This window comes from Micromonospora jinlongensis, from assembly GCF_013410645.1.
Classification (GTDB): domain Bacteria; phylum Actinomycetota; class Actinomycetes; order Mycobacteriales; family Micromonosporaceae; genus Micromonospora; species Micromonospora zamorensis.
In genome coordinates this window covers 245,968-270,939 of sequence record NZ_JACCHK010000001.1, presented here as the reverse complement: position 1 = coordinate 270,939, position 24,972 = coordinate 245,968, and the positions used below count along the sequence as shown (strand labels likewise).

Genomic DNA, 24,972 nt, shown 5'->3' with positions numbered 1-24,972 from the left:
CTCCCCTTGTGAGCGTGCGGGTCAGGCGATGCCGAACTTCTTGCCGAGGAGTTCGAACATCTCCTCGTCGGTGGCGTCGGCCAGGGCTTCGCCCGCGGTCTCCACCGGCTCGGCGCGGCCGTGCTTCCAGTCGGCGACGAGCGCCTGCATGCGGGTCATCAGCCGGACGTACGTGACGTCGTCCGGTTCGAGGCTGTCCAGGGCCGCTTCCAGCCGGTCCAGGTCGTCCAGCGCGGAACTGTCGTCGGCGCCGCCGCACAGGCTGTCCAGGAAGGCGGCGAGCGTGACCGGGTTCGGATAGTCGAAGACGAGCGTGACGGGCAGCCGCAGCCCGGTGGCGGCGCCCAGACGGTTGCGCAGCTCCACGGCGGTCACCGAGTCGAAGCCGAGCTCCTGGAACGCCTTCTTCGGCGGCACCTCGTCGGCCGAGGCGTAACCGAGCACAGTGGCCACCTGCGCCCGTACCGTCTCCAGCAGGACCTTGGCCCGCTCGGCCGGCGGCAGGCCCGCCAGGCGCGCCGTGGCACTCTCGCCGGCGCCGTCCCCGTCGCGGGCGATCGCCGCGAGCACCTGCTGTGCCTCCGGGATCGCGCTGACCAGCGGGCTGGGCCGGGTCGCGGTGACAGCGACGAAGAACCGCTCCCACCGGATGTCCGCGACGGTGAGGAACGGCTCGGAGTGCTCCACCGCCTGGCGCAGCGTGGTGATCGCCAGCTCGGGCGCCATCTCGGCGACACCGTGGCGGGTCAGCAGCTCACCGAACTCGCCGTCGGCCATGCCACCGCCACCCCAGGCGCCCCAGGCGATCGCGGTGCCCGGCAGGCCGAGCGACCGGCGGTGCTGCACCAGGGCGTCCAGGTAGGCGTTGGCGGGGGCGTAGTTGCCGACGCCGGAGCTGGCCACCGTGCCGGCGAACGAGGAGAACGTGATGAACGCGTCCAGGTCCAGGCCCCGGGTCAGCTCGTGCAGGTGGCGAGCCGAGTCCACCTTGGCGCGCAGGACACCGTCGACGCGGTGTGTCTCCAGCGCGTCGATCACGCAGTCGTCGAGGACTGCGGCGCTGTGCACCACGGTGGTCAGCGGGGTCTTCGCGGGGATCGCCTCGATCAGCGCGGCCAGGGCGTCCCGGTCGGTGGCGTCGCAGGCGGCCACTGTGACTGTCGCGCCCAGCGCGGTGAGGTCGTCGCGCAGACGGTCCGCGCCGGGCGCGTCCGGGCCGCGGCGGCTGACCAGCAGCAGGTGCTCGGCGCCGTGCTCGGCCAGCCAGCGGGCCAGTTGGGACCCGAGGCCGCCGGTGCCGCCCAGGATGAGGGTGGTGCCGCGCGGCTGCCAGCTCCGCGCCGGGCTGCGGTCGCCGACCGGGGCGCGCATCAGTCGCCGGCCGAGAAGGCCGGGTGGACGGATCGCGGCCTGGTCCTCGCCGGTCGCGCCGGAGAGCAGGGCGCAGAGCAGACCGGAGCCGCGCTCGTCGAGCGTCCCGGGCAGGTCCAGGAGGCCGCCCCAGCGTTCCGGGTGTTCGAGCGCGGCGACCCGGCCGAAGCCCCAGAGCAGCGCCTGGACCGGATTGGTCAGGGGGTCGCCCGCTCCGGTGCCGACCGCGCCGCGCGACGCGCACCAGAGCGGGGCGCCGACGCCGAGGTCGCCGAGGGCCTGCACCAGTACGACGGTGGCGGCGAAGCCGCGCGGGGTGGAGCGGTGCCCGTCCAGGACCCGTTCGTCCAAGGCGAGCAGGGACAGCACCCCGTCGGGGCGGTCGCAGCCGGCCGCGTCGAGCGCCAGGGTGAGCTGGGCGGCCAGGGCGGTGCGCTGGACGTCGACCGGTTCGATCTCCAGCGGCACCACGTGCGCGCCGCCGGCCCGCAGGGCTCCGCTGACCTGGGCGGGCAGCGGGGAGTCGAGGCCGGCCGGTACGGCGACCAGCCAGGTGCCGGTGAGGCGGGCGGGCTGGTCGGGGACGCGTACCCACTCGTCGCGGTAGCGCCAACTGTCCAGCATCGAGCCGGTCTGCCGCTGCCGCCGCCACGACGACAACGCCGGGAGCAGGTCCCCCACGGCCGCCGGGTCGGCGCCGATGGTCTCGGCGAGCACGTTCGCGTCCTGCCGCTCGACGGCGTTCCAGAAGACCGCGTCGTCGGTGCCCGGGGCCGCGGCGGCGGGAGCCGGGGGTCGCTGGCCGCCCAGCCAGTACGGCCGGCGCTGGAAGGCGAAGGTCGGCAGCGGCACGATGCGCCCCTGCGGCTGGACCGTCGCGAAGTCGACAGCCGCACCGTGCACGTACGCCGCGGCCAGTGACTGGGTGAACCGGCGGAGCCCACCGTCGCCGCGGCGCAGCGTGCCGAGGACCACGGCGTCGCCGCCGGTCTCCTCAGCGAGGCCGGTGAGCCCGGCGATCAGCACCGGGTGCGGGCTGATCTCGACGATCAGGGCGTGACCGGCACCCAGGGCGGTGCGGACCGCCCGGTCGAGGCGGACCGGGTTGCGCAGGTTGTCGTACCAGTAGCCGGCGTTCATCGCGGAGCCGTCGATCGGCTCGCCGGTGACCGTGGAGATGATCGGCACGGTGCCAGCGGTCGGCGTGATCCCGTCCAGGAGCCGGGCCAACTCGTCCTCGATCGGCTCGACCTGGGCGCAGTGCGAGGCGTAGTCCACCTGGACCTGACGGGCGCGGACCCCGGCCGCCTGGGCCGCGGCCAGGAAGCCTGCGACGTCGGCGCCGGCCACGACCACGCTGGACGGGCCGTTCACGGCGGCGACGGCGATGCCGCCGGTGAGCAGCGGTTCGACCGCCGAGAGCGGGGCGTTGACCGACACCATCCCGCCGGTGCCGGACAGGGCCAGCAGCGCGCGGCTGCGCAGGGCGACCACCTTGGCGGCGTCGGTCAGCGACAGCGCGCCGGCCACACAGGCGGCGGCGATCTCGCCCTGGGAGTGGCCGATGACAGCGCCGGGCCGTACGCCACGGGAGATCCAGGTTTCGGCCAGCGAGACCATCACCGCCCAGAGTGCGGGCTGCACCACGTCGACGCGGTTCAACGCGGCCGGGTCGGTGGAGCGCAACACGTCGAGCAGCGACCAGTCGACGTGGGGGTCGAGGGCGGCGGCACACTCGGCGATCCGGGCGGCGAAGACCGGCTCCTGGTCGAGCAGTTCGGTCGCCATGCCGAGCCACTGTGAGCCCTGGCCGGGGAAGACGAACAGCGGCCTGCCGCCGAGCTGCCGGTCGGCCCGGGGGGCGCTGCCGTCGGGGAACTCGGCTAGGCTCTGCAGCATCTCCCTGCGGTTGGAGCCGACGACGACGGCGCGGTGGTCGAAGATGGCCCGGGCCTTCCACAGCGAGTGACCGACGTCCGTCGGCGTGAGCGAGGGGTGCCGGGTCAGGTGGTCGTGCAGGCGCCGGGCCTGCTCGACGAGACCGGCCTCGGTACGTGCCGAGATCGGCCACGCGGCGAGGTGACCGTCGCTGCCGTCGGTGGGGTCGACCGGGGTCTCCGCCGGTGGCTGCTCCAGGATGATGTGCCCGTTCGTGCCGGAGACGCCGAACGACGAGACCCCGGCCCGGCGCGGGTGCCCGGTCTCCGGCCACGGGATCGTCTCGGTGAGCACCTGCGCGGCGCCCGCCGACCAGTCCACGTGCGAGGTGGGCGCGTCGACGTTGAGTGTCTTCGGCAGGACCCCGTGCTGGATGGAGAGCACCGCCTTGATCAGCCCGGCGATGCCGGCCGCCGACTGGGTGTGCCCGATGTTCGACTTGACCGAGGTGATCCAGAGCGGGTGCTCCGCCGGACGGCCCCGGCCGTACGTCTCCAGCAGCGCCTGTGCCTCGATCGGGTCGCCGAGGGTGGTGCCGGTGCCGTGTGACTCGACGGTGTCGACCTGGTCGGGGGTGAGTCGCGCGTTGGCGAGCGCGGCCCGGATGACCCGCTCCTGGGCCGGCCCGTTCGGCGCGGTCAGGCCGTTGGAGGCACCGTCCTGGTTGGTCGCGCTGCCGCGCACGATGGCCAGGATCGGGTGGCCGTTGCGCTGTGCGTCGGAGAGCCGCTCGGCCATGATGATGCCGACGCCCTCTCCCCAGGCGGTGCCGTCGGCGGCCTCGGCGAAGGGCTTGCACCGGCCGTCCGCGGCCAGCCCCTTCTGCCTGCTGAACAGGATGAAGGCGCCCGGCGCCGCCATGATCGTGACGCCGCCGACCAGGGCCAGGTCGCACTCGCGCGACCGCAGCGACTGGACCGCCCAGTGCATCGCGACCAGCGACGACGAGCAGGCCGTGTCCACTGTGACGGCCGGCCCACCGAAGCCCAGGCTGTACGCGATCCGGCCGGACGCGACGCTGGTGGTGGTGCCGGTGCCGAGGTACATGTCGACGCCCTCGGGCGCCTCGTGCAGAGCGGTGCCGTAGTTCTGCTGGGTGATGCCGACGAACACGCCGGTCTGGCTGCCGCGCAGGCTCTGCGGGTTGACGCCGGCCCGCTCGATCGCCTCCCAGGACGCCTCGAGCAGCAGCCGCTGCTGTGGGTCCATGGCGAGCGCCTCATGCGGGCTGATCCCGAAGAACGCGGCGTCGAAGTCGGCGGCGTCGGTCAGGAACGAGCCCTCCCGGACGTAGCTCTGGCCGGGTGCGTCCGCGTCCGGGCTGTAGAGCGACTCCAGGTCCCAGCCACGGTCGGCGGGGAGCGGGCCGAGCGCGTCGCGCCCGCCGATGAGCATCTGCCAGAGATCTTCCGGCCCGCGTACGCCGCCGGGGAACCGGCAGCTCATCGAGACGATCGCGATCGGCTCCCGGTCACGGTTCTCGGCCTCGTGCAGCTGCTGCCGGGTCTCCTGCAGGCTGGTGGTGACCTTCTTGAGGAAATGGCGAAGCTTCTCGTCGTCTGCCATCACGACACTCCGAACTCTCGGGTGATGAACTCGAACATTTCGTCGTCGGTGGCCGACTCGAGGTCCTGCGCCACGTCCGCGGCGCCGGTGGGCTCCAGCCCGGCCAGCAGGTCCCGCAGGCGACCGGTCACCTGCTCGCGGACCGGTCCGTCGCCGGGCAGCGTGGCCACGGCGGCTTCGATCCGACTCAGCTCGGCCAGCAGCGGCTCGGCCGCCCCGACCTCGTCCGGCACCACCTGCGCCCGCAGGTACGCGGCGAGCGAGTGGGCGTTCGGGTAGTCGAAGACGAGCGTGGCGCGCAGCCGCAGGCCGGTCGCGACGTTGAGCCGGTTGCGCAGCTCGACGGCGGTCAGCGAGTCGAAGCCCAGCTCCTTGAACGGCAGGGTCGGGTCCACCTCGTCGGGGCTCGGGTAGCCGAGGACGGCGGCGACGTTGGCGCGTACCACCTGGAGGACCAGGGCGTCGGCGTCCTCGTCGGCGAGACCGGCGAGCCGCTGGGCCAGGCCGACGACCGACGGGCCACCGACCGGTTCGGCGACCGGCCGGTTCGCGCCACGGACCAGTCCGCGCAGCAGCGCCGGCACGGTCTCCACCGGCTGGTTGCGCAGCCCGGCCAGGTCCAGGTCGGCCGGGATCAGCAGCGGCTCGTCCAGCACACCTGCCGTGTCGAACAGGGCGAGCGCCCGGGCGGTCGGCAGTCGCCGGACCCCGCCGCGCGCCACCCGGCGCAGGTCGGCGCCGTCCAGGTGCCCGGTCATGCCGCTGGCCTGCTCCCACAGGCCCCAGGCCAGGGATTCGGCGGGCAGGCCGAGCGCCCTGCGGTGCCGGGCCAGCTCGTCGAGGAAGGCGTTGGCCGCCGCGTAGTTGCCCTGCCCCGCGCCGCCCAGCACGCCGGCCGCCGAGGAGAAGAGCACGAACCGGGCGATCTTGCGGTCCCGGGTCAGCACGTGCAGGTTCCACGCCGCGTCGGTCTTCGGTGCCAGCACGGCGTCGATGCGCTCCGGGGTCAGCGCGGTGACCACGCCGTCGTCCAGCGCGCCCGCCGCGTGCACGACGGTCAGTGGCCGGTCGGCCGGTATCCGGTCCAGTACCGCCGCGAGGGCGTCCCGGTCGGTGGCGTCGCAGGCCTCTACTGTGACCTCGGCGCCGAGGTCGGTCAGGTCGGTCACCAGGTCGTCCACCCCGTCGGCGGAGCGTCCGCGACGTCCGGTCAGCACCAGCCGCCGAACGCCGTGCTCGGTGACGAGGTGCCGGGCGAGCAGCCCGCCGAGGGTGCCGGTGCCGCCGGTGATCAGCACGGTGCCGTCCTGGCCGCCGGGGGTGATGTCCGCGCGCGGTTCCGGCGCGACCGGGACCGGCGCCAGGCGTGGGGCCAGCGGGCGGCCGGCACGGACGACCACCTGCGGCTCGCCGGAGGCGACCGCCGGGACGGCCACCGCGAGCGAGGTGGGATCGTCGTCGAGGTCGAGCAGGACGAACCGGTCCGGGTTCTCGGCCTGCGCGGTGCGGATCAATCCCCACGCGGCGGCCGCGGCCAGGTCACCGGCCGCATCGTCGGTGTTCGCCGCGACCGCGCCACGGGTGACGACGACCAGGCGCGACGCGCCGAACGCCGGCTCCGCGAGCCATCGCTGCACCAGGTCGAGCGCGAGCGTGGTGCTGTTCCTTGCGCCGACGCCGGGTTCGGCCGTCCGCAGTGGATCCGCTTCGAGCGTCACGAAGACGAGCTCGGGTACGGCCGGGGCGTTCGCCAGCGCGGCCAGGTCCGGGTACCCGGTTCCGGCGACACCGGTGAGCTGGTACGGGTCGGCGCCGACGACGGCGGTGGCCGGCGCCGTCGCGGGCAGCACCGGGGTCCAGTCCAGCCGGTACAGCGACTCGTGGTCGCCGCCACGGGCACTGGCCAGCCGGTCCGCCGAGACCGGCCGCATGATCAGCGAGTCGATCTCGGCGACCGGGGCGCCGGTGCTGTCGGCGACGGTGAACGAGACGCCGACGGCGCCGGCCGGCTTGAGGCGGATCCGGAAGCTGGAGGAGCCGGTGGCGTGCAGCGAGATGCCACTCCAGACGAACGGCAGGCGGCTCCGTTCGGCTGGTTCGCCGTCGCCCATCCGGGTCAGGAAGGTGTTCAGCGACATGGCCTGGAGGCCGGCGTCGAGCAGGGCCGGGTGCATGCCGTAGGCGCCCGCGGCGGCCCGCCCCGACTCGGGCAGGGACAGTTCCGCGTAGACGTCGTCCTCGGTGACCCAGGCGGCGCGCAGGCCCTGGAACATCGGTCCGTAGTCGAACGCGGTCCGGCTGACGGCTTCGTAGAACTCGGTGAGGTCGACCGGCCGGGCGCCGGGCGGCGGCCAGGTGGTGAGGTCGGCCGGTGCGGCCGGATCGGCGGCGGTGCTGATCGCGCCGGTGGCGTGGTGGATCCAGCCGGTGGGGCTGAGCGCGTCGGCGGGCTCTGCGTCGTCGGAGCGGGAGCGGACGTTGAAGGCGCGCCGGCCGTTGCCGTCCGGTGGGCCCACCCAGAGCTGTAGTTGGCGGGCGCCGCGCTCGGGCACGATCAGCGGGGTGAGCAGGGTGAGTTCTTCCAGCCGCCGACATCCGGTCTGGTTGGCGACGTGCAGGGCGAGTTCGACGAAGGCGGTGCCCGGCATGACGTTGGCGCCCATCACCTTGTGCTCGCCGAGCCACGGGTGGGCCTCGACGGAGAGCAGGCCGGTGAAGAGGACCGCGTCGGAGTCGAGCAGCGGGATGGCGGCGCCGAGCATCGGGTGGCTGGCGGCGCTGAGTCCGGCGGTGGCGATGTCGGCGGTGACCGGGAGGTTGACCTCGTCGACCCAGAACCGCTGGTGCTGGAACGGGTAGGTGGGCAGGTCGACGGTCCGGGTGGGCGGGACGACGGTGCTCCAGTCGACGGGGGCGCCCTGCACCCAGGCCTCGGCGAGGGCCCGCACCACCTGTCGGGGGCCGCCGTCGCCTCGGCGTAGCGTGCCGACGGCGGGAACGTCGGCGGTGTCGGCGATCGCGCCGGTGAGCACCGGGTGAGCGCTGACCTCGATGAAGATCCGGTGCCCGGCGGTGTACGCGGCCTGCACGGCCTGGTCGAGCCGGACCGGCTGACGCAGGTTGCGGTACCAGTAGGCGGCGTCCATGACACCGCCGTCCTCGACGGTCGAGAACACCGGCACCGCACCGGGCAGCGGTCGCACACCATTCAGCACCCGGGCGAGTTCGGCTTCCACCGGTTCGACCAGCGCGCAGTGTGAGGCGTAGTCGACGTTGACGCGCTTGGCTCGCACGCCGGCCGCCTCTGCGGCGGCCAGGAACGGATCCAGGTCGGCACCGGCGACGGCGACGCTGGTCGGGCCGTTGACCACCGCCACACTCACACCGTCGGTCAGCAACGGGGTGACCACGTCCAGGCCGGCGTTGACCGACACCATGGCCCCGCTGCCGGACAGAGCCAGCAGAGCCCTGCTGCGCAACGCGACGACCTTCGCCGCGTCGCTGAGCGAGAGGACACCGGCGACACACGCCGCCGCGATCTCTCCCTGCGAGTGACCGATCACCGCGTCGGGGGTGACACCCTTGGCCTTCCACACCTCCGCCAGGGACACGTGCACCGCCCACAACACCGGCTGCACCACGTCGACACGGTCCAACGGGTCGTCGGAGCGCAGCGTGTCGAGGAGGTTCCAGTCCACGAACGGCGACAGCGCCGCCGCGCACTCGGCGATCCGGGCCGCGAACACCGGCTCGGCATCCAGCAGCTCCGCAGCCATCCCGACCCACTGCGAGCCCTGACCGGGAAACACGAACACCACACCCGACGAACGCGCCACACCAGAAACCACACCGCTCGACGGCAAACCGTCGGCCAGGGCGGCCAGACCGGCCCGGTGATCCGGACCGAGCACCACAGCCCGCTGGACGAACTCGGATCGGGCCAGCAACGAGTGGGCGACCTCGGCCGGTTCCGACGCCACGCTGGCGAGGTGACGGGCCTGGCCGGCGACAGCCTTGGCGGTACGCCCGGACAGCACCCACGGCACGTCCTGCGACACCGCAGCCGGCTCGTCGACCGGCGCTGCCGGCGCCTCCTCGATGATCACGTGCGCGTTGGTGCCGGAGACACCGAAGGACGAGACGCCGGCCCGGCGTGGACGCCCGTACGCCTCCCACGGCCGGGCGTCGGTGAGCAGCTCGACCGCGCCGGCCGACCAGTCCACCTCGGGGGTGGGCTCGTCCACGTGCAACGTGCGCGGCATCGTGGCGTTGCGGATCGCCGCGACCATCTTGATGATCCCGGCGACGCCGGCGGCGGCCTGCGCGTGCCCGATGTTCGACTTGATCGACCCGAGCCGCAGCGGCCGGTCCGCCGGCCGGCCCTGACCGTAGGTGGCGAGCAGCGCCTGCGCCTCGATCGGGTCGCCCAGCACCGTGCCGGTGCCGTGCGCCTCGACCACGTCGACGTCGGCGGTGCCCAGGCCCGCGTTGGCCAGGGCGGCCCGGATGACGCGCTGCTGAGAGGGGCCGTTCGGGGCGGTCAGGCCGTTGGAGGCGCCGTCCTGATTGATCGCGCTGCCCCGCACCACGGCGAGGACGTGGTGGCCGTTGCGCCGCGCGTCGGAGAGCCGTTCGACCACCAGGACGCCGGCGCCCTCGGCCCAGCCGATCCCGTCGGCGGACCCGGCGAACGACTTGCACCGACCGTCCGGGGCCAACCCGCGCTGCTGGCTGAACGCGACGAACGCGGCCGGGGTCGCCATCACCATCACGCCACCGACCAGCGCGAGGGAGCACTCCCCCTGCCGCAGCGCCTGGGCCGCGAGGTGCAGGGCGACCAGCGACGAGGAGCAGGCGGTGTCCACCGACAGCGACGGCCCCTCCAACCCGAGCGCGTACGAGACACGACCGGAGATGACGCTGGCGGTGGTGCTGGTCAGGCCGAAACCGCCGACGCTGGACGGGTCACGGCCGAGCACGCCGCCGTAGTCCTGGCCGCTGGTGCCGGCGAACACGCCGGTCCGGCTGCCGCGCAGCGACACCGGGTCGATGCCGGCCCGCTCGATCGCCTCCCAGGAGACCTCCAGGAGCACCCGCTGCTGCGGGTCCATGGCGACGGCCTCGCGGGGGCTGATCCCGAAGAACGCGGCGTCGAAGTCGGTGGCCCCGTCGAGGAAGCCGCCCTCCCGGACGTAGAAGCCCCCCGGTCGGTCCGCGTCCGGGTCGTAGAGACCGGCGATGTCCCAGCCCCGGTCCTCCGGAACCCCGGTGATCCCGTCGGTGCCCAGGTCGACCAGCTGCCACAGGTCCTCGGGTGTCCGCACGCCGCCGGGGTAGCGGCAGGCCATGCCGACGATGGCGATCGGCTCGTCCGCGGCGATCGGCGCCGCCTCGGGGCTCGCCGGTGTCGGCGCCTCGATGCCGATCAGCTGGTCGTGCAGGTATCCGGCGAGGGCCTGCGGGGTCGGGTAGTCGAAGATGAGGGTGGCCGGCAGGCGCAGCCCGGTCGCACCGCCCAACTGGTTGCGGATCTCCACGGCGGTCAGCGAGTCGACGCCGAGTTCGGAGAGGGGCTGCTGCGGCGGGACGGCCGCCGGACCGGGGTGGCCCAGGACGGCGGCGGCCTGTCCGCGTACGAGATCGAGCAGTGCGCGCTCCCGGTCCGCCTCGGCGAGGGCGGCGAGGTGGGTGAGGAACGCGTTGCCGGCGCGGGTCTTGGCGCCCGGCCTGCCACCCGGCAGCCGGACCAGGCCGCGCAGCAGCACCGGGACGCCGCCCTGGGCGGCCTGGGCCCGCAGCGCGGCGAAGTCCAGCCGGGCCGGCGCGACCACCGGTACGGACGCGGCGATCGCCCTGTCGAAGAGCGCGAGCGCGTAGTCGGACGGCATCGAGACGATGCCGCCGCGGGCGATGCGGGAGAAGTGGGTGTCGTCCAGGTGCTCGGACATGCCACTGCGGGCGTCCCACAGGCCCCAGACAAGCGACACCGCGGGCAGCCCGGCGGCCCGCCGGTGCTGGGCGAGCGCGTCCAGGTAGGCGTTCGCCGCCGCGTAGTTGCCCTGACCGCCACCGCCGAGGGTCGCGGCGAGCGAGGAGAACAGGACGAACGCGCTGAGGTCCGCGTCCCGGGTCAGTTCATGCAGGTGGTGGGCGGCATCGACCTTGGGCCGCAGCACCGCGCCGACCCGGTCCGGGGTGAGCGCGCTGACCACGCCGTCGTCGGAGACTCCGGCGACGTGCACCACGGCGGTCAGGGGATGCTCGGCGGGCACCGAGGCGAGCAGCGCGGCGACCGCGTCCCGGTCGGCGGTGTCGCAGGCCTCCAGTGTCACCGCGGCGCCCAGCCGGGTCAGTTCGGCGCACAGCTCGGCGGTGCCTTCGGCGGCGCCGCCCCGGCGGCTGGTGAGCAGCAGGTGCCGCGCGCCGTGCCGGGTGACCAGGTGCCGGGCGAGCAGGCCGCCCAGGGTGCCGGTGGCACCGGTGATCAGCACGGTGCCGTCCGGGTCGAGCGGGCGGTGCGACTCGCGGGTCGGGGCGAGCCGGGCCAGCCGGGGCACCCGTACCGTGCCGCGGCGGACGGCGATCTGCGGTTCGCCGGAGGTGACCGCCTCGATCAGCCGGCCCGCGCTCTCCGGGTGCGGGTCCAGGTCGGCCAGGACGAAGCGTTCCGGGTTCTCCGACTGGGCCGAGCGGATCAGGCCCCAGACCGGGGCGGCGGACAGGTCGGTGACGTCCTCGTCCGGGCCGGCGGCGATCGCCCCGTGGGTGACCAGGACCAGCCGGGCCCCGTCGAAGGCCGGGTCGTCCAGCCAGTGCTGCGCGGTGACCAGCGCGGCGATGGTGGTGGTGTGGGTGGATCGCGGGTCCGGGTCCGTCCCGGAGCAGCCGGCCAGGACCAGGTCCGGGCGGTCCGCCCCACCGGCCACTGCGACACCGAGGGCCGCGAGGTCCGGGTAGCGGTCTACGCCGCGAGCGTCGAGTTCGGGCAGGTCGTCGCCGAGGATCACGATGCGGCCCGGGTCGACGGCGGCGGTCGTGACGGCCGGCCAGTCGACGTGGAAGAGCGTGTCGTCGGTGGTGGCGAGTTGTTCGGCGGAGATTGGCCGCAGCGTGAGCACCCGCACCTCGGCGACCGGCGCGCCGGTGGCGTCCGCGACGGCGACGCTCACGTCGGCGTTCTCCGCGATCCGCACCCGGACGCGCAGGTCGGTGGCGCCGGCCGAGTGCAGCGCGACGTCGTTCCAGGCGAACGGGAGCCGGTTGCCCTGCTCGGTGGTGCGGGCCGGCAGCAGGCCGGTGGCGTGCATGGCCGCGTCGAGCAGCGCCGGGTGCAGACCGAAGTCGGCCGGGTCGGTGCCGCTGCCGTCCGGGATACGCACCTCGGCGTACGCGTACTCGCCGGCCACCCAGGCCCGCTGGAGCGCCTGGAACGCGGGTCCGTAGGTGAACCCCTCCGCGGCTAGCCGGTCGTAGAAGCCGGTCAGGTCGGCGGGGTGCGCCCCGGCCGGCGGCCAGTTGGCGAAGTCCCGCCAGTCGGCGGTGGATGCCTCGGCGGCCTGGACCACCCCGGCGGCATGGCAGGTCCACGGCTTGTCCGGGTCGGTGACGTCGACCGCTCGGGAGTGGATGGTCACCGCGCGGGAGCCGTCGTCCTCGGCCGGGCCGACCCACACCTGAAGTTCGGTGTCGCCGCGCTCGGCGAGCACCAGCGGCGCCTGGAGGGTGAGTTCCCGCAGATGGCCGCAGCCGACCTGCTCACCGGCGCGCAGCGCGAGTTCCACGAAACCGGTGCCGGGCACCAGCACGGTGCCCTGCACGGCGTGGTCGGCCAGCCAGGAGTGCTGGTCCAGGCTGAGACGGCCGGTGTAGAGGAAGCCGCCTCCGTCGGCGAGCGCGACGGCCGCGCCGAGCAGCGGGTGCCCGGCCGGGCGTACGCCCACGTTGGTCAGGTCGCCTCTCCACCGGCGGGAGGTGTCCGGCCAGTAGCGCTCGTGTTGGAAGGCGTAGGTGGGCAGGTGCACCGGCCGGCCGGCAGGGAGCACGGCACGCCAGTCCGGGGACACACCGTGCACGTGCAGGCGGCCGACCGCGGCGAGCAGGGCCACCGGTTCGGGGCGGTCCTTGCGCAGCGCGGCGACGACCACCTGACCGTCGGTCAGGCAGTCCTCGGCCAGCGCGGTGAGGACGCCGCCCGGGCCGATCTCCAGCAGGGTGGTGACGCCGGCGTCCGCCAGCGCGGTGATGCCGTCGGCGAAACGGACCGCGTCGCGGACGTGCCGCACCCAGTAGGCGGCGTCCTGTCGCTCGTCGAGCCGGCCGGTGACGTTGGAGACGATCGGGATTCGCGGTTCGTGATAGGTGATGCTCTCGGCGACCCGGCGGAAGTCGTCGAGCATCGGCTCCATCAGCGCCGAGTGGAAGGCGTGGCTCACGGTCAGTCGCTTGGCCTTGCCGAAGTGCGCGGCGACGGCCTCGACCGCGTCCTGCCGGCCGGAGAGCACGATGGAGCGTGGGCCGTTGACCGCCGCGATCGACACGTCCTCGGTCAGCAGCGGCAGCACCTCGGCCTCGGTGGCCCGAACCGCGATCATCGCCCCGCCCGAGGGCAGCGCCTGCATCAGCGTGCCGCGAGCGGCGACCAGGGTCGCGGCGTCGGCCAGGGACAGCACCCCGGCGACGTGCGCCGCGGCCAGCTCACCGATCGAGTGGCCGATCAGGTGGTCGGGGACGATGCCCCAGGACTCGACCAGCCGGTACAACGCCACCTCGACGGCGAAGAGAGCGGCCTGGGTGTAGGCGGTCTGGTCCAGCAGGCCGTCCGGGTTCTCCGCGATCACCCGGCGCAGCGGCTGCTCCAGGTGTGGCTGGAGCGCGTCGCAGACCTCGTCGAACGCCGCCGCGAAGGCGGGGTACGCGGCGGCCAGCTCGGTGCCCATGCCGGCGCGCTGGGAGCCCTGACCGGAGAAGAGAAAGGCGGTACGCGCGGTCTCCCGCTGGCCGATGAGCACTCCGGTGTCGAGGCGCCCCTCCGCCAGCGCCGCGAGCCGGTGCACCAGGTCGGCGCGGTCACCGGGCAGGAGCACGGCCCGGTGGTCGAACGTGCCGCGGGCGGACGTCAGGGCGTACGCCAGGTCGCGCAGGTCGACCCGGTCGTCGCCAGCCACCCGGGCGAGCAGTTTCGCCGCCTGGGCCCGCAGTGCCCGTTCGGTACGCCCGGACAGCAACCACGGTCCGTCCGGCGTCGGGCTGACCGCCGGTGCCGGTGCGGTGTCGTCCGCGACCTCCGGGGCCTGTTCGAGGACCACGTGCACGTTGGTGCCGCTGACCCCGAACGAGGAGACGGCCGAGCGGCGGGGCTCCCCGGTGCGCGGCCACGGCCGTCGGCTGGTGAGCAGCTCGACGGCGCCCTCGGACCAGTCGACCTGCGGGGTCGGCTCGTCGACGTGCAGCGTCTGCGGCAGGACACCGGCGCGCATCGCCAGGACCATCTTGATGATGCCGGCGACCCCGGCGGCGGCCTGGGTGTGCCCGAGGTTGGACTTGATCGAGCCGAGCCACAGCGGACGCTCGGGGTCGCGGTCCTTCCCGTAGGTGGCGATGAGGGCCTGCGCCTCGATCGGGTCGCCGAGGCTGGTGCCGGTGCCGTGCGCCTCGACAGTGTCGATCTGCGCCGGGGTGAGGCCGGCGTTGGCCAGTGCCCGTTGGATGACGCGCTGCTGGGCCGGGCCGTTCGGCGCGCTGAGCCCGTTGGAGGCGCCGTCCTGGTTGACCGCCGAGCCGCGGATCACGGCGAGGATCGGGTGGCCGTTGCGTTGCGCGTCGCTGAGCCGCTCCAGGACCAGCACACCGGCGCCCTCCGCCCAGCCGGTGCCGTCGGCCGCGGCGGCGAACGCCTTGCACCGCCCGTCGCCGGACAGCCCGCCCTGGCGGGAAAACTCCAGGAACGCGCCGGGGGTGGCCATCACTGTGGCGCCGCCGGCCAGCGCGAGCCCGCATTCCTGCTGGCGCAGGGCCTGCGCGGCGAGGTGCAGCGCCACCAGCGACGACGAGCAGGCGGTGTCGACGGTGACCGCGGGGCCCTCCAGCCCGAGGCAGTACGAGACCCGGCCGGAGACCACCGCGGCGGCGTTGCCGGTGAGCAGGTGTCCTTCCAGTCCTTCGGAGGCGCCCAGCAGCAGAGTGCCGTAGTCCTGACCGGCGGTGCCGGCGAAGACACCGGTCTGGCTGCCCTTCAGCGTCGACGGGTCGATCCCGGCGTCCTCCAGGGCCTCCCAGGTGACCTCCAGCAGCATCCGCTGCTGCGGGTCCATGGCGGTGGCCTCGCGCGGCGAGATGCCGAAGAAGGCCGCGTCGAAGTCGGCCGCGTCGTAGACGAAGCCGGCCTGGCGGGCGTCGGAGGTGCCCGCTGCGCCGTCGCCGAACAGGGCGTCCAGGTCCCAGCCCCGGTCGTCCGGGAACTCGGCCATCGCGTCGCGTCCGTCGAGCAGCAGTTGCCACAGGTCCTCGGGGGCACGCACGTCGCCGGGGAAGCGGCAGCCCATGCCGATGATGGCGATGGGCTCCTGCTCGCCCGCCTCGACCTCGCGCAGCCGTTGCCGCGTCTGGTGCAGGTCGGCGGTGACCCGCTTCAAATAGTCGAGGAGCTTGTCTTCAGTCAGCATCGCTTGCCAACCCCTCCGGATGCGCGCATCGTTCGGTCAGGACACCGAAAGTTGCGTGTCGATGAAGTCGAAGATCTCGTCGGCGCTGGCCGACTGGAGCTTCTCGGTGACGGTGTCGCCGCTGTGTTCGGTGGTTCCGTGCAGGTCGGCCAGGAGTGTCTGGAGCCGCGCGGTGAGCTGCGACCGCGCGCCCTTGTCGAGGGTTCGCCCGGCGATCAGCCCGGCGAGCCGGTCCACCTCGGCCAGCAGCGGCAGCTCGGCAGCCGAGTCACCGACGATCCGGCCCACCAGGTGTGCGGTGAGGGCCCGGGCGTTGGGGTGGTCGAAGGCCAGCGTCGCCGGAAGCTTGACGCCGGTCGCCACGCTGATCTGGTTGCGCAGCTGCACCGCCGTCAGCGAGTCGAATCCCAGTTCCTTGAACGCCCGGTCCGGCTCGACCGCCGTGCTGTCCGGGTGGCCGAGCACCGAGGCCGCCTGGGCGCGGACCAGATCGAGCAGGACGGCGTCCCGCTCGGCCGGGTCCAGGCCGTCGATCCGGCGCAGCCACGGCGCGCCCGACGGGTCGGCGGTGCCGGCGGCCACCGCGGCACGCACCGCGGGCAGGTCGCTGACCAGGCGTGGCGGGCCGGCCGGGTGCTGTTCGGTGAAGCGGTCCCAGGCGATGTCGGCCAGCACGATCCGGGTGTCGGCGTGGTCGAGGACCTGACCCAGCGCGGTCAGGGCGGACGGGGTGGGCAGCGGGGTGGTCGCGGGGCCGTCGGTGGCCTCGCTCTGCGCCCACCCGCTCCAGGCGATCGAGGTGGCGGGCAGGCCGGCGGCGGTGCGCCGGTCGGCCAGGGCGTCGAGGTACGCGTTCGTGGCGGCGTACGCGCCCTGTCCGGTGCTGCCGAGAGTCCCGGCGAGCGCCGAGAACAGCACGAACGCGGTCAGGTCGTGATCGCGGGTCAGCTCGTGCAGGTGACGGGCGCCGGTCGCCCGGCCGGCGGCGACGGCGGCCAGACGCGCACCGGTGAGTCCGGTCAGCAGGCCGGAGTCGCGGGTCCCGGCGAGGTGGAAGACCGCGGTGAGGTCGTCGATGTCGTGGAGCAGTCCGCGTACCGCGTCGCGGTCGGCGACGTCGCAGGCGGCGATGGTCACCCGGGCGCCGAGCTGTTCCAACTCGGTGCGTAGGTCACCGGCACCGGGGGCGTCCGGGCCTCGGCGGCTGGTGAGCACCAGGTGCTCGGCGCCGCGTCCGGCCAACCAGCGGGCCACGTGCGCGCCGATCGCGCCGGTGCCACCGGTGATCAGGGTGGTGCCGGTCGGTGCCCATCCGGTCGTCGGCGCCGGGGCGGTGAGCGGTGCCGGTCGCAGGCGGCGGGCGACCGCCCCCGCGGACCGGATGGCCACCTGGTTCTCGCCGGTTGAACCCGGCTCGCCGCGAAGGGCGACGGCGAGCCGGGTTCCGGCCACCGGGTCGAGAGTGTCGGGCAGATCGATCAGCCCGCCGAAGCGCTGCGGGTCCTCGGCCTCGAGTACGGGTCCAAGGCCCCAGAGCATCGCCTGGGCCGGATGCGGCACGTCCTCGCCGGGGGCGACGGCAACCGCCCCACGGGTGACGCACCACAGTTTCGCCGGGGAACCGATGTCGCCGAGCGTCTGCAGCAGCGTCAGCGTGGCGGTCGTCCCGGTGGTGATCTGCGGGTTCTCTCGATCCGGACGTTGGTCGAGCGCGAGCAGCGACAGGACGCCGGCGAGCGGGATGTCGATGTCGGAGAGCCGGTTCAGCAGACTGGCCAGCTCGGAACGCTCGGTGGTGGCGGGTGCGATCTCCAGGACCTCCGCGCCGTGCTCGCGCAGGGCGGCGGCGCAGTCGGTTGCGATCCGGTGCTGGTCGGTGGTGTCCGGCACGACGAGCAGCCAGGTGCCGTCGAGCCGGGGCGGTGTGTCGGCGTCCGGGATCGGGGTCCAGCCCACGGTGTGGCGCCAGGTGTCGGTGGTGTCCCTCTCCCTGCGGGCGCGCCGCCAGGTGGCGAGCGCGGGCAGCAGGTCGCCACCGTCGCCGGCGATGCCCAGCGGGCTGAGGTCGCCGTCCTCGACGGCCTGCCAGAACTCACTGTCCACCGGGTCGGCCGCGCTCATCGCGCCGCCTCCGGTGGGCCAGTAGCGCTGGTGCTGGAACGGGTAGGTGGGCAGGTCGACAACCCGGGTGGCCGGGATGACGGTGCTCCAGTCGACCGGAGCGCCCCGCACCCAGGCCTCGGCCAACGACCGCACGACCTGGTCGGTGCCGCCGGCGTCGCGGCGGAGCGTGCCGACGGTGGCCGCGTCCACCGTGTCGGCGATCGCGCCGGTGAGGACGGGGTGGGCGCTGACCTCGATGAAGATCCGGTGACCGGCGGCGTACGCGGCCTCGACGGCCAGGTCCAGTCGCACCGGCTGGCGCAGGTTGCGGTACCAGTAGGCGGCGTCCATCGTGGCGCCGTCCTGAACGGAGGAGAACACCGGCACCGCACCGGCCAGCGGCGTGACACCGTCGAGCAGGCGGGCCAGCTCGGCCTCGACCGGCTCGACCAGGGCGCAGTGCGAGGCGTAGTCGACCCGGACCCGCCTGGCGCGTACGCCGGCCGCCTCCGCGACGGCCAGGAAGACGTCGAGGCTTTCCGGAACCCCGGCGACGACCACGCTGGTCGGCCCATTGACGGCCGCGACGCTCACGCCGTCGGGAAGCAACGGGGTGACCACGTCCAGACCGGCGCTGACCGAGACCATGCCGCCCGTGCCGGCGACCGCCAGCAGCGCCCTGCTGCGCAACGCGACCACCTTGGCGGCGTCGGCGAGGGAGAGGACCCCGGCGACACAGGCCGCCGCGATCTCACCCTGCGAGTGACCGATCACCGCGTCCGGGACGACACCCCTGGACCGCCAGACCTCGGCCAGCGCGACGTGCACCGCCCACAACACCGGCTGCACCACGTCGACGCGCTCCAACGGGTCGTCCGAGCGCAGCACGTCCAGCAGGTTCCAGTCCACGTACGGATCCAGTGCTGCGGCGCACTCGGCGATCCGGGCCGCGAAGACCGGCTCGGCGTCGAGCAGCCCCACCGCCATGCCGACCCACTGCGAGCCCTGACCGGGGAAGACGAAGACGACCTCGGCGTCGGCGTACGCCGACGCGGAGATCACCGAACTCGACGGCAGGCCGTCGACCAGCGCGTCCAGACCGGCGGAGTGTTCCGGACCGAGGACGACGGCCCGTTGGCTGAACGCCGACCGGGTCGCGGCGAGCGAGTAGGCCACCTCGGCGGCCGGGGCGTCCAGCGCGGCGAGTTGCCGTGCCTGGTCGGCGACGGCCTTGGCGGTACGCCCGGCCAGCAGCCACGGCACGTCCGACGTCGGCGCGGCGACCTGGTCGTCGGTGGCAGTCGGCGCCTCCTCGATGATCACGTGGGCGTTGGTGCCGGACACCCCGAACGACGAGACACCGGCGCGGCGCGGGCGCTCCCCCGCCGTCCAGGGTCGCGACGACGTGAGCAGCTCCACCGCGCCGTCGGACCAGTCCACCTGCGGCGTCGGCTCGTCCACGTGCAGGGTCCGGGGCAGGGTTCCGTGGCGCAGCGCCTCGACCATCTTGATGATGCCGGCGACACCGGCGGCGGCCTGGGTGTGCCCGATGTTCGACTTGACCGAACCGAGCCACAGCGGCTGGTCGGCGCGACGTTCCTGACCGTAGGTGGCGAGCAGCGCCTGGGCCTCGATCGGGTCGCCGAGCCGGGTGCCGGTGCCGTGCGCCTCGACCACGTCGACATCCGCGGCGGACAATCCGGAATTGGCGAGAGCGGCCCGGATGACGCGTTGTTGGGAAGGCCCGTTCGGTGCGGTCAGACCATTCGAGGCACCGTCCTGATTGACCGCCGAACCGCGCACCACCGCGAGTACGCGGTGACCGTTTCGGCGCGCGTCGGAAAGTCTCTCCACGAGAAGCATTCCGACGCCCTCGGAGAATCCGGTGCCGTCGGCGGCACCCGCGAAGGCCTTGCAGCGCCCGTCGGCGGCCAGGCCCCGCTGGCGGGAGAAACCGACGAACAACGACGGGGTGGCCATCACTGTCACACCACCGGCCAGGGCGAGATCGCACTCGCCGCTGCGCAGGGCCTGCGCAGCCAGATGCAGCGCCACCAGCGACGACGAGCAGGCCGTGTCGACGGTGACCGCCGGACCCTCCAGGCCCAGGACGTAGGACACCCGGCCGGACAGGACCGCGCCGGCGTTGCCGGTGGCCAGGTAGCCCTCCAGACCGTCGGAGGCGCCGAACAGCACGGCCGAGTAGTCGGAGCCGTTGGTGCCGGCGAAGACGCCCGTACGCGAACCGGCGAGTGCCGCCGGGTCGATTCCGGCGCGCTCGACGGCCTCCCACGAGGCTTCCAACAACAGCCGCTGCTGAGGATCCATCGCTAATGCCTCACGCGGATTGACACCAAAGAATTCGGCATCGAACTCACCTACGTCGTAGAGGAACCCGCCATTCCGGGTGTATGTGGTCCCAGCGTTGTCGGGATCGGGATCGAACAACACCCCTAAATCCCAGCCCCGATCCGTAGGAAACGCGCCCATGCCGTCGCCGTCCGCGCTGACCAGCCGCCACAGGTCCTCCGGGGAGCCGACGCCGCCCGGGTAGCGGCAGCTCATGCCGACGATGGCGATCGGCTCGTCGACCGCCACCGGGGTCGTCGGGGCCGGGGTGGCCGGCCCCGGGTCGGTGTCCAGGAGCTGTTCGCGCAGCCGGGCGCTCAGGGCGTGCGGCGACGGGTGGTCGAAGACCATGGTGGCCGGCAGGCGCAGGCCGGTGGCGCGGGCCAGCCGGTTGCGCAGCTCGACACCGGTCACCGAGTCGAAGCCGAGTTCCTGGAAGGTGCGGCGCGGCTCGACCGCCTCCGGCGACGGGTAGCTGAGCACCGCGGCCACCTGGGCGCGGACCAGGTCGAGCAGCGTGCGCCGCTGGTCCGCCTCGGACTGGCCGGCGAGCTGCCGGGCGTACCCGTTGGCGGGTGTCGCGGCCGGGTCGTCGGCCGCGCTCGTCGCGGTGCGCGACAGCAGTTCCCGCACCTCGGGCACCGCGTCGAGCAGCGGGGCCGCCCGGGTGGCGGTGAAGGCGACGAAGTACCGCTCCCAGGCGATGTCGGCGATGGCCAGGTACGTCTCGTCGTGGTCGACCGCGCCGCGCAGCGCCTCGATGGCGAGGGCCGGTTGCATGCCGGGCATGCCGTGCCGGTCGAGCAGGTCGCCGAACCGGCCGTCGGCGAGTCCGCCGCCGTCCCAGGCGCCCCAGGCCACCGAGAGGGCGTGCCGTCCGGCGGCACGACGCTGCTGGGCGAGCGCGTCGAGGTAGGCGTTGGCCGGTGCGTAGTTGCCCACGCCGGAGCTGGCCAGGGTGCCGGCCACCGACGAGCAGAGCATGAAGACGGCGAGGTCCAGGTCGCGGGTCAGCTCGTCCAGGTTGGTCGCGGCGGTCATCTTGGCGTGCAGGGCACGCGACATCCGGTCGACGTCGAGGGCGTCGACGACGGTGTCGTCGATGGCGGCGGCGGTGTGCACGACGGCGGTCAACGGGTGCTCGGCCGGCACGTCCGCGAGGACCCGGGCCAGCGCGTCCCGGTCGCCGGCGTCGCAGGCCACCACGGAGACCGTGGTGCCCAGTGCGGTGAGTTCGGCGGCGAGGTCGGCGGCGCCCGGCGCGTCCGGTCCACGGCGGCTGAGCAGCAGCAGGTGCCCGGCTCCGGAGCGGGCCAGCCAGCGGGCGATGTGGCCGCCCAGCGCGCCGGTGCCCCCGGTGATCAGGACGGTGCCCTCGGGGTTCCAGCGGCGGGTCGGGGCCGTCTCGGCGAGCGGTGCGCGGACCAGCCGGCGACCGAAGACGCCGCTGCTGCGCAGTGCCACCTGGTCCTCGCCGGTGGCGCCGGAGACAACGGTGGCGAGCAGTCGTCGGGTGCGGTCGTCCAGTTCGGCCGGGAGGTCGACGAGCCCACCCCACCGGTCCGGGTGCTCCAGCGCGGCGACCCGCCCGAAGCCCCAGACCAGGGCCTGGGCCGGGTTGGTGACCGGGTCGGTACGACCGACCGACACCGCGCCCGAGGTGGCGCACCACAGGGGCGCACCGAGGTCGGCGATCCCGAGTGCCTGGGTGAGCGCGACCGTGGCGGCGAAGCCGGCCGGCACGTCCGGGTGGTCTGGCAGCGGTTGTTCGTCCAGGGCGAGCAGGGAGAGGATGCCGCCGGGCTGCGCGCCGCGCAGGGTGTCGGCCAGCGAGTCCCGGTCGGCGGTGCGGGTGTCGACCTCGACGGCGATGACCCCGGCGGCGTGCTGTCCGAGGGCGTCGAGGGCCGCGGTGACCCGGTCGTCGTCGCGCCGCCCGGCGGGCACCAGGACCAGCCAGGTGCCGGCGGGGGCGCCGTCAGCGCCTCCCGGGTGCGGACGCCACGCGATGTGGTATCGCCAGGAGTCGACTGTCGCCTGGTCGCGACTGCCGCGGTGCCACGAGGTGAGGCTGGGCAGGATCGGCTCGACCACGTCACCGGGCACGCCGAGGGTGGCGGTGAGCGCGCCCACGTCGGCCCGGTCCACCGCAGACCAGAAGCCGGCCTCGGCCGGGGTGCCGCCGCCGGTGCCGGTGCCCGGGTCGGCGGCACCGAACTCCACCTCCAGCCAGAAGCGCTGGTGCTGGAACGGGTAGGTGGGCAGGGCGACGGTACGCGCGCCGGGGAACACCGCCGGCCAGTCCAGTCGGACGCCGTGCACGTGGGCCTCGGCCAGTGACCGGGTGAAGCGGTCGAGGCCGCCCTCGTCGCGTCGCAGGCTGCCGATGACCGCGGCGGCGTCGTCGTCCGTGCCGCCGAGCAGTTCGGTGAGCCCGCCGGTCAGGACGGGGTGCGGGCTGCACTCGATGAAGACGGTGTGCCCGTCGGCGCGCAGGCGTTCCACGGTCTGCGCGAAGAGGACCTGCTGGCGCAGGTTGCGGAACCAGTAGTCACCGTCCAGCGTCGTGGTGTCCAGCGGCTCGCCGGTGACAGTGGAGTAGAACGGGATGGCCGCCGGGCCGGGCGTGAGCCCTTCCAGGGCGGCCAGCACGGCGTCGCGGATCCGCTCCACGTGGGCGGAGTGCGAGGCGTAGTCCACGTTGATCCGCCGGGCTCGTACGCCGTCGCGCTCGCACTCGGCGAGCAGTTCGTCGAGGGCGTCCGCGTCGCCGGCCACGACCACCGAGGCCGGCCCGTTGACCGCGGCGACGCTGATCCGACCGGGGTAGGTCTCCAGTCGTCGACGCACCGCCTCGGCGGGGGCCGCGACCGAGACCATGCCGCCGAGCCCGGACAGCGCCGACAGGGCCTGGCTGCGCAACGCGACGACCTTCGCGCCGTCCTCCAGGGACAGTGCGCCGGCGACGACCGCGGCGGCGATCTCGCCCTGGGAGTGGCCGACGACAGCGGCCGGGGTGACACCGTACGAGCGCCACAGCTCGGCGAGCGAGACCATGACCGCCCAGAGCGCGGGCTGCACCACGTCGACCCGCTTGAGCACGGCCGGGTCGGTGGAGCGCAGCACGTCGAGCAGGGACCACTCGGTGTACGGCCGCAGAGCCGCGGCGCACTGCTCGATCCGCGCGGCGAACACCGGCGCGTTGTCCATCAGCTCGGCGGCCATCCCCACCCACTGGGAGCCCTGGCCGGGGAAGACCAGCACCGCGCCGGTCGCCTCGCCCCGGGAGGCGTACGCGTCCGCGGTGTCCGGCCCCTGGTCGGCGAGCGCGTCCAGGCGCTCGCGCAGGCTCGCCAGGTCGCGGCCGACCAGCACAGCCCGGTGTTCCAGGGCGGCCCGGGTGGTGGCCAGGGAGAAGCCGACGTCCGCCGGATCGACGGGTCCGGAGGCGTCCAGGTGGGTGGCGAGGCGGCAGGCCTGGTCCCGCAACGCCGCCTCGGTACGCCCGGACAGCACCCAGGGCAGGGCCCCTCCGGCCGGCGCCGGCGTCACCGGGTCGGACGCCGGAGCGGGGGCCTCCTCCAGGATCACGTGCGCGTTGGTGCCGCTGACCCCGAAGGCCGACACACCGCCGCGCCGGGGCAACCCGGTGTCCGGCCACGGCAGGCGTTCGGTGGCCAGCGCGACAGTGCCGGCCGACCAGTCGACCTGCGGGGTGGGCTCGTCGACGTGCAGGGTGGGCGGGACCACGCCGTGCTGGATGGCCAGCGCCATCTTCATCATGCCGGCGATGCCGGCGGCGGCCTGGGTGTGGCCGATGTTCGACTTGACCGACCCGATCAGCAGGGGCCGTTCGGCGGCGCGCTGCTTGCCGTAGGTGGCGATCAGGGCCTGCGCCTCGATCGGGTCGCCGAGGGTGGTGCCGGTGCCGTGGGTCTCGACCACGTCGACCTGGGCTGCGGTCAGCTTCGCGTCGGCGAGCGCCTGACGGATCATGCGCTGCTGGGCGGGGCCGTTGGGGGCGGTGAGTCCGTTGGACGCGCCGTCCTGGTTGAGGGCGCTGCCGCGGACCACCGCGATGACCGGGTGGCCCCGGCGCTGCGCGTCGGAGAGCTTCTCCAGCAGCACCAGGCCGACGCCCTCGGCCCAGCCGGTGCCGTCGGCGGACGCGGCGAACGGCTTGCAACGGCCGTCGCGGGCCAGGCCACGCTGCCGGCTGAACTCGACGAACGGGGTCGGCGTCGACATGATCGCAACGCCACCGGCGAGAGCCAGGGAACACTCGTCGCGGCGCAGCGCCTGGGCCGCCAGGTGCACGGCGACCAGCGACGACGAGCAGGCGGTGTCGATCGTGACGGCCGGCCCCTCCAGGCCGAGGGAGTACGCGATCCGCCCGGACACCACGCTGGTCGAGCTGCCGGTGAGCAACTGCCCCTCGATGGCGTCCGGCGCGCTCATCAGCACCCGGGCGCTGTAGTCCTGCATGGTGACGCCCGCGTAGACACCGGTGCTGGTGCCGCGCAGCGACAGCGGGTCGATCCCGGCACGTTCGAAGGTCTCCCACGCCGACTCGAGGAGCAGTCGCTGCTGCGGGTCCATGGTGAGCGCCTCGCGCGGCGAGATCCCGAAGAACGCGGCGTCGAACTCGCCGACCTCGTCGATGAACCCGCCGTGCCTGGTGTACGTGGTGCCGCGGTGCTCCGGATCGGGATCGTAGAGCTCCTCCACGTTCCATCCCCGGTCGGCGGGGAACTCGGTGATGCCGTCCCGGCCGTCGGCGAGCATCCGCCACAGCTGTTCCGGGCTGTTCACCCCGCCCGGGAAGCGGCAGCTCATCGCGACGATCGCGATGGGCTCCTGGTCGCGTGACTCGACGGCCTGCAGCTGACGCTTGGTGCGCCGCAGATCAGCGGTGACCTTCTTGAGGTAGTCGAGAAGCTGCTGCTCATCGGCCATCGTTCGGCCCTCCCCTAGGACGGAAGTG

The 24,972-nt window shown here is 74.0% G+C and carries 3 protein-coding genes and 1 pseudogene; all 4 read right to left on the bottom strand.

From position 1 onward, the window contains the following. Positions 1 to 21 precede the first annotated feature (21 nt). Positions 22 to 4,878 (bottom strand): type I polyketide synthase, encoded by a 4,857-nt coding sequence (locus tag HNR22_RS00950; protein WP_425488037.1) that lies wholly within the window; start codon positions 4,876 to 4,878, stop codon positions 22 to 24. Then, positions 4,875 to 15,536: a type I polyketide synthase gene (locus HNR22_RS00945; RefSeq protein WP_179778569.1), complete on the bottom strand. Its 10,662-nt coding sequence runs from the start codon at positions 15,534 to 15,536 to the stop codon at positions 4,875 to 4,877. Before HNR22_RS00945 ends, HNR22_RS00950 begins: the two co-directional genes overlap by 4 nt. A gap of 36 nt (positions 15,537 to 15,572) precedes the next feature. Further along, positions 15,573 to 24,833 (bottom strand): type I polyketide synthase, encoded by a 9,261-nt coding sequence (locus tag HNR22_RS00940; protein WP_425488087.1) that lies wholly within the window; start codon positions 24,831 to 24,833, stop codon positions 15,573 to 15,575. A 33-nt stretch (positions 24,834 to 24,866) separates the two neighbouring features. Then, positions 24,867 to 24,944 (bottom strand): annotated as a pseudogene (locus HNR22_RS31975) (polyketide synthase docking domain-containing protein); the annotation flags it as partial. Positions 24,945 to 24,972 lie beyond the last annotated feature (28 nt).

Excerpts from the sequence above, each read along its gene's own strand:
- HNR22_RS00945 (WP_179778569.1), bottom strand. The coding sequence starts at position 15,536 with ATGCTGACTGAAGACAAGCTCCTCGACTATTTGAAGCGGGTCACCGCC.